Source organism: Aquimarina macrocephali JAMB N27, from assembly GCF_000520995.1.
Taxonomy (GTDB): Bacteria; Bacteroidota; Bacteroidia; order Flavobacteriales; family Flavobacteriaceae; genus Aquimarina; species Aquimarina macrocephali.
On the sequence record NZ_JACA01000012.1, the window covers coordinates 1 to 15,692 of the forward strand.

13 protein-coding genes are annotated in these 15,692 nt (G+C 33.1%); 4 read left to right on the top strand and 9 right to left on the bottom strand.

Annotated features, from left to right (window positions below; genetic code table 11):
- Positions 1–980 (top strand): T9SS type A sorting domain-containing protein (locus tag Z054_RS0108320; RefSeq protein WP_024769615.1); only part of this gene is annotated, 980 nt, incomplete at its 5' end.
- 443 nt (positions 981–1,423) lie between these two features.
- Here Z054_RS0108320 and Z054_RS0108325 read toward each other — a convergent pair.
- From Z054_RS0108325 to hemB, 8 genes are all read right to left on the bottom strand, one after another.
- Positions 1,424–2,137: a 3'-5' exonuclease gene (locus Z054_RS0108325; protein ID WP_024769616.1), complete on the bottom strand. Its 714-nt coding sequence runs from the start codon at positions 2,135–2,137 to the stop codon at positions 1,424–1,426.
- A complete protein-coding gene (locus Z054_RS0108330) occupies positions 2,127–3,293 on the bottom strand; it encodes a serine hydrolase domain-containing protein (protein ID WP_024769617.1) in 1,167 nt (388 codons plus the stop codon). Before Z054_RS0108330 ends, Z054_RS0108325 begins: the two co-directional genes overlap by 11 nt.
- A gap of 215 nt (positions 3,294–3,508) precedes the next feature.
- On the bottom strand, positions 3,509–3,985 hold the full coding sequence (locus Z054_RS0108335; protein WP_024769618.1) for a methylated-DNA--[protein]-cysteine S-methyltransferase: 477 nt from the start codon (positions 3,983–3,985) through the stop codon (positions 3,509–3,511).
- Entirely contained in the window at positions 3,985–5,070 is a 1,086-nt protein-coding gene (locus Z054_RS0108340) for a hemolysin family protein (RefSeq protein ID WP_024769619.1), read from the bottom strand. Before Z054_RS0108340 ends, Z054_RS0108335 begins: the two co-directional genes overlap by 1 nt.
- Positions 5,071–5,246: 176 nt before the next feature.
- Entirely contained in the window at positions 5,247–5,765 is a 519-nt protein-coding gene (locus tag Z054_RS0108345) for a DinB family protein (RefSeq protein WP_035091141.1), read from the bottom strand.
- On the bottom strand, positions 5,762–6,163 hold the full coding sequence (locus Z054_RS0108350) for a c-type cytochrome (protein WP_024769621.1): 402 nt from the start codon (positions 6,161–6,163) through the stop codon (positions 5,762–5,764). Before Z054_RS0108350 ends, Z054_RS0108345 begins: the two co-directional genes overlap by 4 nt.
- Positions 6,164–6,204: 41 nt before the next feature.
- Positions 6,205–6,591, bottom strand: a complete 387-nt coding sequence (locus Z054_RS0108355) for a tellurite resistance TerB family protein (RefSeq protein WP_024769622.1) — start codon at positions 6,589–6,591, stop codon at positions 6,205–6,207.
- Between the two features lie 94 nt (positions 6,592–6,685).
- Complete coding sequence (hemB, locus tag Z054_RS0108360) at positions 6,686–7,660, bottom strand: porphobilinogen synthase (protein ID WP_024769623.1); 975 nt, start codon at positions 7,658–7,660, stop codon at positions 6,686–6,688.
- A 301-nt stretch (positions 7,661–7,961) separates the two neighbouring features.
- Here hemB and Z054_RS0108365 point away from each other — a divergent pair, with 301 nt between their 5' ends.
- From Z054_RS0108365 to Z054_RS0108375, 3 genes are all read left to right on the top strand, one after another.
- Entirely contained in the window at positions 7,962–8,846 is an 885-nt protein-coding gene (locus Z054_RS0108365; RefSeq protein WP_024769624.1) for an ABC transporter ATP-binding protein, read from the top strand.
- Positions 8,843–12,445 (top strand): M1 family aminopeptidase, encoded by a 3,603-nt coding sequence (locus Z054_RS0108370; protein ID WP_024769625.1) that lies wholly within the window; start codon positions 8,843–8,845, stop codon positions 12,443–12,445. The genes Z054_RS0108365 and Z054_RS0108370 overlap by 4 nt, the downstream gene beginning before the upstream one ends.
- Positions 12,446–12,926: 481 nt before the next feature.
- Positions 12,927–14,456 (top strand): carboxypeptidase-like regulatory domain-containing protein, encoded by a 1,530-nt coding sequence (locus Z054_RS0108375; protein ID WP_024769626.1) that lies wholly within the window; start codon positions 12,927–12,929, stop codon positions 14,454–14,456.
- Between the two features lie 321 nt (positions 14,457–14,777).
- On the opposite strand, the gene Z054_RS0108380 is transcribed toward Z054_RS0108375, so the two are convergent.
- On the bottom strand, positions 14,778–15,440 hold the full coding sequence (locus Z054_RS0108380) for an ABC transporter ATP-binding protein (RefSeq protein WP_024769627.1): 663 nt from the start codon (positions 15,438–15,440) through the stop codon (positions 14,778–14,780).
- Positions 15,441–15,692: the final 252 nt, after the last annotated feature.

Consider the following 15,692-nt stretch of genomic DNA (forward strand, 5'->3'; position numbering starts at 1 on the left):
ACACCAGAATGAGGGTATCTATGAAATACAACGGAATACCAACTCCATGTGAATCATTTGGTTATGGAGAAGTAGAAGATTACACTGTTGCTATAGGTGGGCCTAGTGCAGATACTCAAGCTCCTTCTACTCCTGCTGGATTAACAGCTTCTAATGTTGCTCAAACTACATTAACCTTATCTTGGAATGCTGCTACTGATAATGTAGGAGTTACGGGATATGATGTATATCAAGGAGCTACTAATCTTGGATCGGTAACTGCAACAACAAGAAACATTACTGGATTAACTGCTAACACAGCATACCAGTTTACTGTAAAAGCTAAAGATGCTGCAGGAAATCAATCTGTAGCAAGTAGTACTCTAAATATAACTACTGCTGGAACGTCTTCTACTTATGATGTAAAGCTGCGTATTACCTTTGATAATTATCCTGAAGAAACCAGTTGGGAAATCAAAGATGCGAATAATCAAGTAGTACACTCGGGAGGAACTTATCCTTCTCAACCTGATGGGTCAACTCTTAATATAACTAAAACTCTGGATGTCGGATGTTATACATTAGTACTTAAAGATTCTTATGGTGATGGTATTTGCTGTAGTTATGGTAATGGTTCCTATGAACTAACCAATAGCACTTCTGGTGCTGTACTAGCTTCTGGCGCATCGTTTACTTCTGAAGATACTAAAAACTTTTGTGTAGGAAATGCTGCAATACATAACTCTAATACAGATGTGAAAACAGATGTAGAAAGTTCTGACATTGTTATTCACCCAGTTCCTGCAAAAGATTTCATTATAATCAGAATGAATAATTTTAATGGTTCTACATACAGAATCGTTAATAAAGCGGGCCAAATAGTAAGAAATGGTAAAATGTCTGAAAATAGAATAGAACTGAACAATTTACCATCTGGAATGTATTTTGTGTCGGTTAAATCAGACACTAAAACCATAACCAAAAAACTTATTTTAAAATAAATAAAATCAAATATATTGCACAAAACCACCTTGTAAAAGGTGGTTTTTTGTTTACTATTTAGAATTACTTCTTATATGATCAATTATAAATTCAAAAAATATCATAAGAAAATTTTATCCCAAAAAAGATTTGTACATATTAATAGAATCTGTATCTTAGATACTTACTTCGTAAACACTCTTTTCACCACGTCATAATTAGAGAGAAATAATAACATAAAGGATATTTACTTTTTTTATGTTTTAAAACTAATTCTGTAGGCTACAGAAAGAATAAAAAATTCAAACCCTGATTAAAATAATGAGTTGTTACTCCTGTTTTCGGCTCGACTTTGTAAACGTTTCGTCAAAATTAGTAGTATTATGGAATAAGAAAGGACTTGTTTCCTTTCTTTTCCATATCAAAAAACAAATTACTATAAAAGGTTAAGTTTTTATTGAAATCATACAGATATTACCTCATCTTCATCTAATAATTCTTCTTGTCGCAATCGAAGCAGGATCTGAGCAACAGCAACTGTATCTTTTTCACAATAAATAATGATACGATCAATATCCTGTTCTTCATAAAAGACTTGTCGTACCTGACTCCCATCAATATCATCTTTTGGTGATGGAATGCCCAGAATATTTGTAAGTAATTTTAAAGAAGTATAGTGTTTATAGTCACCGAATTTCCATAAATCCAAAGTATCTAAATGAGACACTTCCCAGGGTTTTTTGCCAAATAGATTCAACTTATATGGTAATCCTATATTATGAATGATCATTCTACGGGCGATATAAGGAAAATCAAACTCTTTTCCGTTATGGGCACAAAGTAAATGATGTGGTCTCCCAAAATGGGTTTCAATTAAGTTTTTAAAATCGATTAGTAATTGTTTTTCCTCTCCATAAAAGGATTTGGTTCTAAAGAATCTTGTTTCCCCTTTAAATGTAAAATATCCAACAGATATACATACAATTTTGCCAAATTCTGCCCATATCCCTGCCCTTTCATAGAACTCTTCGGGAGAGAACTCTTCTTTACGTTGATATTTGGTTTTATCGGCCCACAGGTATTTGGTTTCTTCACTAAGATTTTCAAAATTCTCATGTTCAGGAACAGTTTCTATATCCAGAAACAAGATATGTTCTAGATTGAGTTTATGAAGCATTCTTTAGCATTTTATAGGCTTCTTCAATAAAAACAAAGAAATCTTCTGTAAATGATTCTCCTGGAACAAACTGACCACGATTATGCCCCAATCGTACAATCATAATATTATCCTCGGGAATACAAATTACATATTGTCCTAAAATACCTCGCATGGCAAAAATTTTCTTATCCAAGTGATCTGATAGCCAAAAACCATATCCATACATTTGTCCATCTTCAAATCTTGGTTTTGTTGCCAATTCTGTAAACTCTGCTGGTAATATTTGTTCACCAGCGAACATTCCTTTGTTTTTAAACAGCATTCCAAAACGAGCAAAATCTCTAGCATTACTTGCTATACAGCAATATGCTTTTTCCATACCACTCTCCTCTCCATCTAATTGCCACATGGCTTCATGCTCCATCCCCAAAGGTTTCCAAAAACTCTCACTTAAATATGTCGAAAGCTTTTTTCCGGTAGCTTTTTCAATAACCATACCTAATAATTGAGTATTGCCGCTTAAATATTCGAATCTTTGCCCTGGTTCTTTAACAACATCTAATCCTAACATTATATCTCTGATATTGGGATCATAATACGCTCTGGCTGTAATAGAAAACGGACTGGTATAATGCTCGGTCCAGTTAAGACCAGAAGACATTGAAGAAAGGTCTCCTACAGTCGTTTTTGCTGCAAGACCTTGAGAAAACTCAGGGAAAAAATCTCCAACAGGCTGATCCAAGCTTTTAATATGACCATCCATGATTGCTTTTCCTAACATACCTGTCACCATACTTTTTGCCATAGAAAAAGAATTGGTTTTAGAATCAATCCCAAATCCTTCGGCATAGTTTTCATACCAAATACTATCATTCTTAATAATCATAAAAGCGACAGTACCTAGCTCCTCATTAATTGCATTAAGCCTATCTGTACTTTGCACTTTATTATATCCTGGATGAGTAGCCCAGGCTGTGGTACCATTTCCTTTTTCTACAGTACGGTTATCAAAATATGAATAATCATCCAGATACGCAGTTGTGTGACCGGTCATATAAACCACTCTAACCCCTTTGAGTATATAATCATAATCAAAAATATACAACAGTGCTACACAGAGTACAATAACAATAAGTAAACTTTTTAAGAAAAATTTGAGTATCCGTTTTACCATTTCAATGTAAGTTTGAGTTAATATGATAATATTAAAAACAAGTGACTTGTTTAGCTAATGTATGAAAATTAATTACAGATAAATAAAGGGTGCCAAAATTTGGTGATTCTATATTTATTATCATCGCAATCATTCAGAAAACAATAATAAGATATCTCAGTTTCATTTTTTGAAACTGGAAATTTTTAAAACAATAACTAAGTAATTTTATGTAATTAAAATAACGATTGTTGTTTTACAGGGTTTTCATGATCGAGCAACCATTTTTTCCTCCATAATCCACCTGCATAGCCTGTAAGTGATCCATCGCTACCAATAACTCGATGACAAGGCACAATGATCCATAATGGATTTTTACCATTAGCACTTGCTGCAGCTCGTATAGATTTTGGATCCCCAAGTCTCTTTGCAATATCAAGATAGGATACTGTTTTGCCAAAAGGAATTTTAAGTAATTCATCCCAAACTTTCTTCTGAAAATCAGTACCAGTTGGGTTCAAAATAAGGTCAAAATCGGTGCGTTGACCTTCAAAATATTCTTCGAGTTGGGAGACTGCTTTTTGTAAATATAAAGGAATATCTTTTGAAGGAGTGTTAGTAGACTCTTTGGTAACAGAAACGCTTGCAATACCATCTTCATCTCCTGATATAGTTGCAATACCTAAAGGGGTTTCTATATACACTTCATCCATTACTCTTCTTTTTTATCGTCTAAAATTCCAAGTCGTTTTGCGCGGTTTTCCCAATTCTTTCGAGCTAGAATTTGCATATCAGTTTCAGTATCGCTTTCATCTACTATCTCCAAGCCTAGTAATGTTTCTATAACGTCTTCCATGGTTACCAGTCCATTTACAGAACCATATTCATCAACTACCAAAGCTAAATGATTTTTGGACTGAATCAGTTCATTAAACAAATCCGGTATTGGTAAATTTCTTGTTGTAAAAAGTATAGGTCTTTTTATTTCTCCAATTTTTTTATGACCATTCTGATTTGCCATTTCTTTAAAAATATCATCCTTTAATACCTGACCCGTTATATTGTCTGCATTCTCTTTATAGACAGGTATTCTAGAAAAACGAAGATTTTGGTTTTCATTAAAAAACTCTTCAAGTGTTGTATCTTCCGAAGCAATTTTCATTACCGTTCTGGGAGTCATCACATCTTTAGTAAAAACCTCTTTAAAAGATAATAAGTTTTTAATAACCTTAGACTCCGACTCTTCAAAAACACCCTCCTCGTGGGCAATATCTGCCATAGCCGTAAAATCTTCTCTACTTAATACAGAGCCATGATGTCCTTTACCACCGATAAGCTTGGTAGTCAATTGTAATAGCCAAAGTATACCTGTCCATTTCAATGGCCATATCAAAATTTTGAGCATTTTGGAAGTGAAATTAGCTAATTGCCTCCAATAGGTAGCTCCTATTGTTTTTGGAATAATCTCTGACAATACCAAAATTAACAGCGTCATAATTGTAGATACGATACCCACCATATTAACGCCCAATATTTCAAATTTATAGGGTAATTGCTCTGCCTGTACTCCCACCAGAATTGCTCCTACGGTATGGGCAATGGTATTAATCGTAAGAATTGCGATTAATGGTTTATCTACATCTTTTTTTAAATTTTCTAATGTAGTAGCATATGCTTTTCCTTCCTTTTTCTTGACATTTATAAAGGTTGGGGTTATGCTAAGCAAAACCGCTTCTAGGATCGAACATAAAAACGAAAAGAAAATAGAAAGTACGGCGTAAATAATTAATAGAGTCATCTTATCTTATGTATGTTGCTAAAGTAAGGATTTTGAAATGTATTTTTAGACTAAACTACTATATAAATATTAGGTATAGATCTAAGCATTAACAGAAATATAAAAAAAGCATTATGTAATGTGGATTCAGCCTTCTAGTTTATACTGAGTTAAGTCAAAGGGCAGGAATGACATAACTACCATCCCACATACCGTGGTGGTTCAATATCGTTTAGATTAAGATAAACAATGAGCTGCCCACGATGATGAGTAACATGATCTTGTAATAGGTTAAGAATTTGAAGTTTTGATTTTCGGCCTGCAAAAAAATCAACCTCAAACTTCAGATCATCTTCATCGGTTTCCTGGACATGAGTATATACTTTATCAAATGCCTTGGTGAGTAAAGCGATGATTTCAGTTTTGGTTTCTGGCAGGTTTTCTTTTAATTTCTCTCTGTCAAATTCTTCTGAAGAAAAATATGTAGTTCCTAACCAGAGCATATTTCCACGAATGTGAAATAATTGTTCTTTAAAACTCATTTCCCGTTCGGTAGGTTTAAATCCAAATTTATCTTCTGGCATTTGCTCTGCAATTTTTAAAAGATAATCTTTAGAGTTTTTCCACTTTTCGAGAAAAGCGTTTTTTGGGGTGTCTTGTTGACCCGTAATGGTACCAGAAATCAAAAAAACAAATACTAAGAGTCTGTATATCATTCTGCTTTATTGGTATTTACTTCTGTCATATATATTTCTACGGCTTTGAGTTCTTCTTCGGTAAATGTTTTGATAATTGCAAAATTCGTCTTCATCACTACAAAAGTTTCTGGATCTACAATTGGATCTGATTCTTGTTTTAAAAATGAGATCAAATCTTTATTTTGAGCTTTATAAACCTTCATAATTTCAATAACTCCAGGGCCGATAGACTTTTTATCAATCTTATGGCAAGTATAACATTTTCCTTTACCATTAAATATTTTCTTTCCCAGATCATAAGGAGAGGATTTCTCTTTTTTTGTTCCTATTTTAATATTAGAATTTTCCTTTTTTTCAGATTGACAGCTTGCACATAACAAAACTGCTGCCATGAGGAATAAGGCTATTTTTTGCATATAAATAATGAATAGTGTTACTAGTCTTTGGTTAGAAAAGACTACTTATATTTTTCTTTTATTTTCTCAATATCTTTTTTAAAACGCTCCAACAAATCTCTCGAGAAATTGGTAATCACTTTTTCTTCTTTTGGATCCATCCCTTCACTGGCATCTGCAATTTTGGCTAGTGCATACATCATAAATTCATATTCTTCATCAGGACCGTTATCAGAAAACACTTCGATTATCTTTTTATATAACGTTTCGACATCATTTTGATTCTCATTTTCGTAATCAAAAGACCACTTAATATCTTTTCCTTTTGGATGCCCTTTTAAAATATCCTCAAGTGTTTCGACTTCTTTCTTTTGTATAACTCCATCACTCATTGCAATTACATAAAGTAACTCTCCAAACGTCTGATATATTCTATCCCTACTGACCATAACTTATGATTTTTTGAATTTAACTGTTTAATTAAATTAGTGTTATACTAAGAATATACTTTACTCAAAAGACATCCATATTGAGTTTATATAATTAACCCAAAAGCTTCACCACATCTTTAGCAAAATAACTAGCAATAATTTGTGCTCCTGCTCTTTTAAAAGCCATTATTTGTTCTAGCATGACAGCATCATGATCTAACCATCCTTTTTCTGCAGCAGCTTTTAACATAGCATATTCACCACTCACCTGGTATACCGCAACAGGTACATCTACAACATCTCTGATATCTCTTACCAGATCAAGGTAACACAATCCTGGTTTTACCATCACTATATCTGCTCCTTCTTCGATATCCATAAGTGTTTCTTTGATTGCCTCATCTCGATTAGCAAAGTCCATCTGGTATGTCTTTTTATCTCCAAATCCAGGAGCAGAATCCAAGGCATCTCTAAAAGGGCCATAAAAAGCAGAAGCATACTTGGCACTATAGCTCATAATACCAGTATTCTTATAGTTTTCTTTTTCGAGTAGTTCCCGCATACTTAAGATTCGTCCATCCATCATATCACTTGGTGCAACAAAATCCGCACCTGCCTGTGCATGTGATAATGACATTTCTGCCAAAACTTTACAGGTTTCATCATTAAGAATCTGCCCATCTTCTACAATACCATCATGGCCATATGATGAATAAGGATCCAGTGCTACGTCGGTCATCACTAACATTTCGGGAACCGCTTCTTTAACAGTTTTTATTGCGCGTTGCATTAATCCATCCGAATTTAATGCCTCTGTACCCTTATTGTCTTTAAGATGATCGGGTACTTTTACAAAAAGTAATACCGATTTTAATCCTAAAGACCATAGTTCTTTAACTTCGTTACCCAGTAAATCTAAACTATACCTATAGTAATCAGGCATAGAAGATATTTCTTCTTTTATACCTTTTCCTTCCACGATAAAAAGGGGAACCAAAAAATCATGAGGAGTAATTATGTTTTCTCTTACCAAAGAACGAATGGCATCATTTGTCCTTAATCTTCTGTTTCTACGAATTTGTTGCATTCTTAACTGTAAAATTTAATCTTGTAAAGATACTCATATATCTATTACCATCTGATCATTAATTATTAAGTACCTAAAGGTAATTTTACTTAAAAATATATCAAATCATGTAACAAAACCTTAACAAATCTTACTAATATTGAAATGAATTCATCCTGACTTTTGTTCTTTATTTTTAAGTAGAATAATCATAACCTCTTAATAAAGAGGGCATAAAATACTTAGGTAGTAAAATGATAAATTTGCAACCAATAAAGCAGCGCAGAAAGAGTTTAAAAATTTAACTAGGAAATATATAAGTATGCTTACCATAAAGAATCTTAATAAAATATATCCCAATGGGACACAAGCATTAAATGATGTTAATCTCACTTTGGAAAAAGGAATGTTTGGTCTGTTAGGGCCAAATGGTGCAGGAAAATCTACATTGATGAGAACCATCGCTACATTACAATTAGCAGATTCGGGAACGATTGATTTTGATGGGATTGATGTTTTTAAACAACCGAGAGAATTAAGAAAAATATTAGGATATCTACCACAGGATTTTGGAGTATACCCAAAGGTCTCTGCAGAGATGATGCTTAATCATATTGCAAAGGTAAAAGGTATTACCAATAGCCAGGAACGTAAAGGTTATGTTGCAGACTTACTAAATAAAGTAAATCTATATAAGTTTAGAAATCGCAATCTAGGTGATTTTTCGGGAGGAATGAGACAACGTTTTGGTATTGCTCAAGCTCTTTTAGGGAATCCAAAACTAATTATTGTTGATGAGCCTACAGCTGGACTGGATCCCCTGGAGCGTAACCGTTTTCATAACTTATTAAGCGAGTTGGGTGAGAATGCTGTTGTTATTTTGAGTACTCATATTGTAGATGATGTAACCAATTTATGCCAAAATATGGCTGTATTTAATGAAGGTAAAATTCTGGTACAAGGTAATCCACAGACATTGTCTGACACTCTAAACGGAAAAGTATATAGAAAACATATTGATAAATCTGAATTAGAAACTTTTGAAAACGAATTTACGGTACTGTCTAATTACTTAAGAGGAGGAGAATTTTATATAAATGTGTATAGTGACTCTAATCCTGGAGAAGGATTTGAAGCGGTAAATAATGATTTAGAAGATTTCTATTTCTACTGTATTAATAGAAAAAAACAGGAGGCAGCAATATGATAGAAATATTCTTATTCGAACTAAGGTACCGTTTAAAACGACCTGCTACTTGGATTTATGTGGCTCTAGGAATTATAATCGCAGGTTGCTGGGGTGCTTTAATACGATCCTCTACAGCTCAATTTGTAAACAGCCCCAGTACCATCGCAGAAATCATGGGATCTATATCCATTATCTGTATTTTCTTTTATGCTGCGATCATGGGGGTTCCTATCTTCAGAGATAAAGATCATAAGACAGCGCAAACCTATTTTACATTTCCGATTACTCAAAAATCATATGTTTTAGGTCGGTTTTTGGGTAGTTATGCTATTGTTACCCTACTCAACCTCTTTATCGTATTAGGAGCAATAATCGGATTTGGCATTGGTATATTTTTAGATCGCCCTGATTATGGCACTTATACCAGCTTTAATCTATCATCTTATCTTTTGCCTTTCATATTTTTATTGCAAATCAATTCATTTTTAATAGGATCGTTATTCTTCTGTCTAATGGCCTTTTTTAAGAAAATGCCTATCATCTATCTGGGTGGAATTTGCTTGTTTTTGTTATATAGTATTTCGGGTGATTTTGTAACAAGTCTGGATAACCAATGGTTAACACCTTACCTTGATCCTTTTGGAAACAGAGCCTTTACTTTTGTCAAAAAGTATTGGTCGATTAATGAATTAAACATCAATCAACTTCCTATATACGGTGAATTTTTACTGAATAGAATGTTCTGGTTAGCTATAGGCTCACTATTCTTTCTTATTACCCTTTTCAGGTTCGATTATAAGAAGTTTTTACTTTCTGGTAAAAAAGGAAATAAAATAGAAAAAGGGGAGTATACGCCTTCACTGATTAGTTCTATAACGCAAAATTTTACCAAAAAAACAGAGTGGAACAATCTTTTTTCTCTTAGTAAAATTGAATTTCTATCTATTTTTAAAAGCCCTGTTTTTATTATTCTACTGATTATAGGAGTTATCTTTTCTGTATTCAGTATTTATAATCTTAACGAAACCTACGGAACGCCGAATTTACCACTAACCCGATATGTAGTAATGTATATTAATGGGGTTATTTCATTCTTTTCTATAATAATATTAGTTATCTATTCGGGAGAAGCTGTTCATAGAACAAGAAAAAATAAAACCTTTGTTTTTTATGATGCGTTACCTATTAGTGATTCCAGTTTGTATTTTTCAAAAATAATATCGCTTATTGGTATTGCATTAGCCCTTACGATAGCAAATATCATCATTGGTATTTTGTTCCAAACCTTTAATGGTTATTTTCAGTATGATCTGGGTATGTATTTTATCTATAATTTTGCTCTTGTATTCCCTGGTTTTTTAATGACCATCTTACTCTCTTTCTTTGTCCATGTACTGGTGAATAATAAATTTTTGGGTCATTTTATAGTTATTATCATTTATTTTGGATTGCCTCTTTTTGTAGCACTTGCTTTTAAAAGTACCAATCCTATGTATATGTTTTCTGGTACTACACCAATTTTTCTAAGTGACCTTAATGGTTTTGGTCATTATCTTACAGGAATCACTTGGTTAAATATGTACTGGATTCTCTGTACTACGATCTTGATGATTATAGGAAAGGTATTCTGGACCCGTGGATTCTTTGCCACGGCCAAAGAACGGTTATCACTGGCAAAACAAAGATTCACTCCCAAAACCATAGGGATATTTGTAGTTACGATATTAGTATTTATATCTATTGCAGGGTATAATTATTATAACCTTAAAGTCCTTAATAAGATGATCGACGGGAACCACTCGGAAAAGATAAATGCAGATGCCGAAAAAAAATATGCAAAATATATGGGCCAGGCTCACCCACAGGTAACTGATCTAAAAGCTTATATCGATATTTTTCCAGAAGACCGTAATATAAAAGCCAAAGGAGATTATAAAATCATAAACAATTACGATACTCCTATAGACACCTTATTGCTCGAAGTACAATATCCCGGTGCACATACCAATCTACAAAAAGTGATTTATAATGGTACTACACTTACACCTGTGGTTACAGATTCTGTATACAGAATGTACTTTTATAAGCTACCCAAAGCAATGCAACCCGATGAGAAAGCTGATCTTACCATAGAAGTATTTGCAGAAACCAAAGGTTTTGCCAATCACATGGAGGCCGAAATATTATATAATGGATCCTTTCTTAATAATTCTATATTTCCAAGGTTTCATTATGAACGTAGCCTGGTCGAAAATGGCGTGCGTGTAAAACATGGGCTAGAAAAACTCGATTATCTACTCCCTCCCCGAACAGATAGTCTGGCACTAAAGAAAAATCTGTTTAATGAAGATGCTAATTATATTAATTTTGAAGCTATACTAAGTACGTCTGCAGATCAAACTGCTTTGGCTCCAGGTAAATTGGTAAAACAATGGAAAGAAAATAACAGAGCCTATTATCATTATGCCTTAGAATCAAAGACCGATCTGTTTTTTAATGTCGTATCTGCACGATATGATGTAGAAAAATCCAGTTGGACTGCACCAAGCGGAAAAAAAGTGGATATTGAGATTTACCACTCTCCAAAACACAAACGTAATCTAGAGTATTTTATCAAAGGAGTTAAAGTAGCTCTAGATTACTGCTCAACCAATTTTTACGAGTATCCCAACTCGGTGATCAGGATTGTAGAATTTCCTGCACATTCGAATTTTGCACAATCTTTTGTTACTACCATCCCCTATTCTGAAGATTTTGGGTTTGCTGCTAATTTTGATAAGGCCGAAGATTTTAACTATGCATTTAGAGTTACTACTCACGAGGTAGCACACCAGTGGTGGGGGCACATTGTTACTCCTAGTAAAACATCTGGTGCTAATATTATTTCTGAAACCTTGGCAGAATATTCCTCGCTTATGACCATGAAGCATGAATATGGCGAAAACGGAATTAAAAATTTCCTTAAATATTCCTTAGATCGATATTTACAAAGTAGAGCTTTTAGTTTTAAGCCAGAACGATCTCTAATAAATGTAGAAACAGGACCACATATCTGGTATGAAAAAGGATCTATGGTGATGTATGAGCTTCAGGATCTTCTTGGTGAAGACAACGTAAATGAAGCTCTTAAAGGTTTTCTTAATGAGTATAGAGAGTATGAAAAAGGAGTTTATCCTACTTCAGAAAATCTATATGATGCCATTTATAAAATAGCTCCGGATTCCTTAAAATATGCTGTAGAAGATGGATTTACAAAAATAGTACTCTATGAAAATCGTGTTACTAGCGCTAAGACCAAAGCTTTAGATAACGGTAGATATGAAACCTCTTTTACTGTAGATTCAAAAAAAATCTACTATGATGATACTGGCAAAGAAGAACGTACCGATGACACCACGAATTATATCGAGATCGGATTATTTGGTGAAGATAGTGTTGACAAGCAGGAAGTTCCTCTTAAAACTCCATATTACTTAGAACGAAAATGGTTGAAACCCGGCGAAAATACGTTTACTATTGTTACCGATAAAAAGCCATTAAAAGCAGGTATCGATCCTTATAATAAATTAATCGACAGAAATTCTGGAGATAACTTAAGGCCGATAGAAGAAGAGTGATCTTTGGTATATCTGCTCATTTAAAATCACGATCGAGAAGCGCTGTCTTTATCGTGATTTTTTTATTTTCTACATAAAAAAATGATGCAGTATATACTGCATCATTTTTGTGTTTACTCTAAGTCCTTCGTTGACTTTGCAATTTTGACATCATAAATCTACGGTTTTACCGTAATATATGCAAATTACGCTTAACATTTTTTTAAGAGATATCATATTCAAAATCATAGGTTGAACAACCTAATCCTTACTATACAAGCTTTTAGGGCTATACAACTAATGCTCTCACTAGGAATATTTCTATACTTAAAAAATCACAATCAAGATACTATTATCTTGATTGTGATTTTTTTAATTTGTAAATTCCTTTGTAACAATTAGTTCTTGTTTCAGTCTTCCTTTTATGATTGTATCAGGCAACTTTATACATTTATATTGCGTCTTATACATATAGGAACTTTACTGATCTAAATATCAAATTATGAACCATAATCAGGTAGTATTAGCTTTACTTTTATTCATATCCATAGGTACTATGGTAACTGCTCAAACCATTACTTCAAAGGTGGTGGATAAAAAAACTAATGAGCCTATTCCATATGCAACTATACAATTATCAGAAAATCATGGAGTTATCACTAATGAAGAAGGGAGATTTAGCTTAAATCTAAATGGTGATTTCGCTAAAATTGACTCTATTTATATTTCCTCTATGGGGTATGAAAAAGTAGGTGTATCGGTAAAGAATGCAACCGATAGTATCATTTATATTCAACCCAAAGCTATAGAGCTAAAAGGTGTTTTTATTTCAAATAAAAATCTAACCGTAGATGAGATTATTGATAACGTTAAAGAACGAGTAGATCAAAATTATAATTTTGATCTATCCAAAAGACGATTATTTTTTAGAGAATCTGAGTTTAATGCTGTAAAAAAATTCGATGTCAAATTTAAAAAATCGACGATCAAAGAGCTCAACAAGAAATTGATTGATAGCGTTATTTCTATTTTACCAAGAAAAGCTGAGTTTTATACAGAAGTTTTATGTGATCTATACGGTAATTTTGACAAGCAGAAACTTCATATCATCAAAGCCGCAGAACTCTATGACAAAAACAATAAAGTGTCTATGGAGGCTGTAGCCGAACGTATGGAGACTATATTTAAGAAAAATGTAAAACCCAATTCCTATCTGAAAATAAAATCCGGTTTATTTGGCACCAAGGTACAGGTAGATTCTCTGCTGGAAAATACAGAAGAAGCATCAATTGTTAAGGATGAAATTGATAATCAAAAGAAAAAAGACGACAAGAGTGAATTTTTAAACCATCGAAAATCCGGATTGGAAAGTTTGATGTCGAGTCTTTTCTTTAACGAAGATGCGATGTCTAATTTTTTGAACAAATCAGGCAGGTATAATTTCGAACTTATCGATTATACTTATATGGATGATAATAGTGTATATATTATTAATTTTTCGCCAAAATGGAGAGCAGACTTTAAAGGTACATTATATGTTAATACCGAAGATTTTGCTATTGTTAGAGCAGATTATGAGAATGTAAAAAACCTCAAAAGCTTTAAACTTCTAGGTGTTATGTTTCGAGATAATCTGTATCGTAACAAAGTGATTTTTTCTAAAGGACAAAATAATAAATATGATCTTAAATACCTCGAAATGCGTAGAGGGAATCTATTTGGCTTTGATCGCCCTCTAAAAGTAATTGAGAAAAATAAATTTGTTAAAGGACGACGTAAACAAAACGAGTTATCGTTAGCCCTGGATGTTATTATGACTAACATAAGTAAGTTTGAGATCGTCGTTTTTGACTCCAAACAACTATCAGAAGCTGATTATAAGTCCAGTACCGAAAACAAAAGTATTAAACCTCAATATCTATCTAAATACAATCCAGAATTCTGGAAAGGATATAATATCATAGAGCCAAATTCTGCAATACGACAATTTACAGTAACTCCCGAAGTAGATTCTGGATCAAGTTCAGAATGATAAGTCATTCCAGCACTTCAATAAATCCTGTCTAAACCTATCGAAGGGTTCAAGTTGTTTATAGACTCAGCATACGCTGAAATCCATAGACAACTCGATACTCTACTATAATTTAACGTGAGTTCCATGTAAGACAATTTGCCTCATTTTGAGTGATTTTCGGCAGAAAATTGTACTTCGATCAAGCTCAGCAGAGCGATCTAAGACAAGTACGTTTTTAATCAAAAGCCTTGTCATCCTGAGCTTCGTCGAAGGGTCGATACAATTTTTCTTCGTTTCACTATGAAAAACCACTCAAATTGACGCTTTTAATACGTTTTTTTACTCCATTTTACCGTCCAATAAGTTGATAACCCGAGAGCCATATGCCATATTCTTTTCAGAATGTGTCACTTGTATAATGGTCACCCCTTCTTTATTTAATTGTGTAAAAATTTCCATGATTTCTTCTCCCTGTTTAGAATTAAGATTCCCAGTAGGCTCATCTGCCAGAATTAATTTTGGACTAGCAATAAGTGCTCTGGCAACACCAACCAATTGTTGCTGTCCTCCACTTAACTGAGAAGGAAAAAGATCTTTTTTACCCACAATATTAAAGCGATCCAACATATCGGCCACCAAAGATTTTCGCTCTGATGAACTATGTTTTTTATATAATAATGGCATCTCCAGATTTTCTTTTACCGTTAATTCATCGATCAAATGATATGCCTGAAACACAAATCCTATATATTCTTTATACAGATTAGCGCGGTGTTTTTCTTTTAATGAATGTACCTTTTCTTCCAGAAACGTATATTCTCCTTCATTAAAATCATCCAACATTCCGATGATATTGAGTAAAGTAGATTTTCCGGACCCAGAAGGTCCCATGATAGAGATAAAATCCCCTTCATTTACCCAAAAATTAATGTCTTTTAACAAAAAGACTTTCTGTCCTCCTGAGTGTACCCATTTTGATACATTTTTTAGTTGTAATAGCATATTTTATTTTTTCAGTTTTTGTTATATGTTAATCCGGGTTTAAAATGGGTATCCAAAAAAATCTCGTTTTTCGTTTTTACAACATACAAAGTAATCTATATTTTTAAGAATCAGTCGATAGAATACTTTGTTTTGTTTACCATGACGTTTTAATTATTCTTTTTAGATACCCAGTTTTTTAATCAGATTTATTTTCTATTTATCAATTTTTAAAATAGATCTCGGTTTTTAAAACCGATGAGATCCGAAATA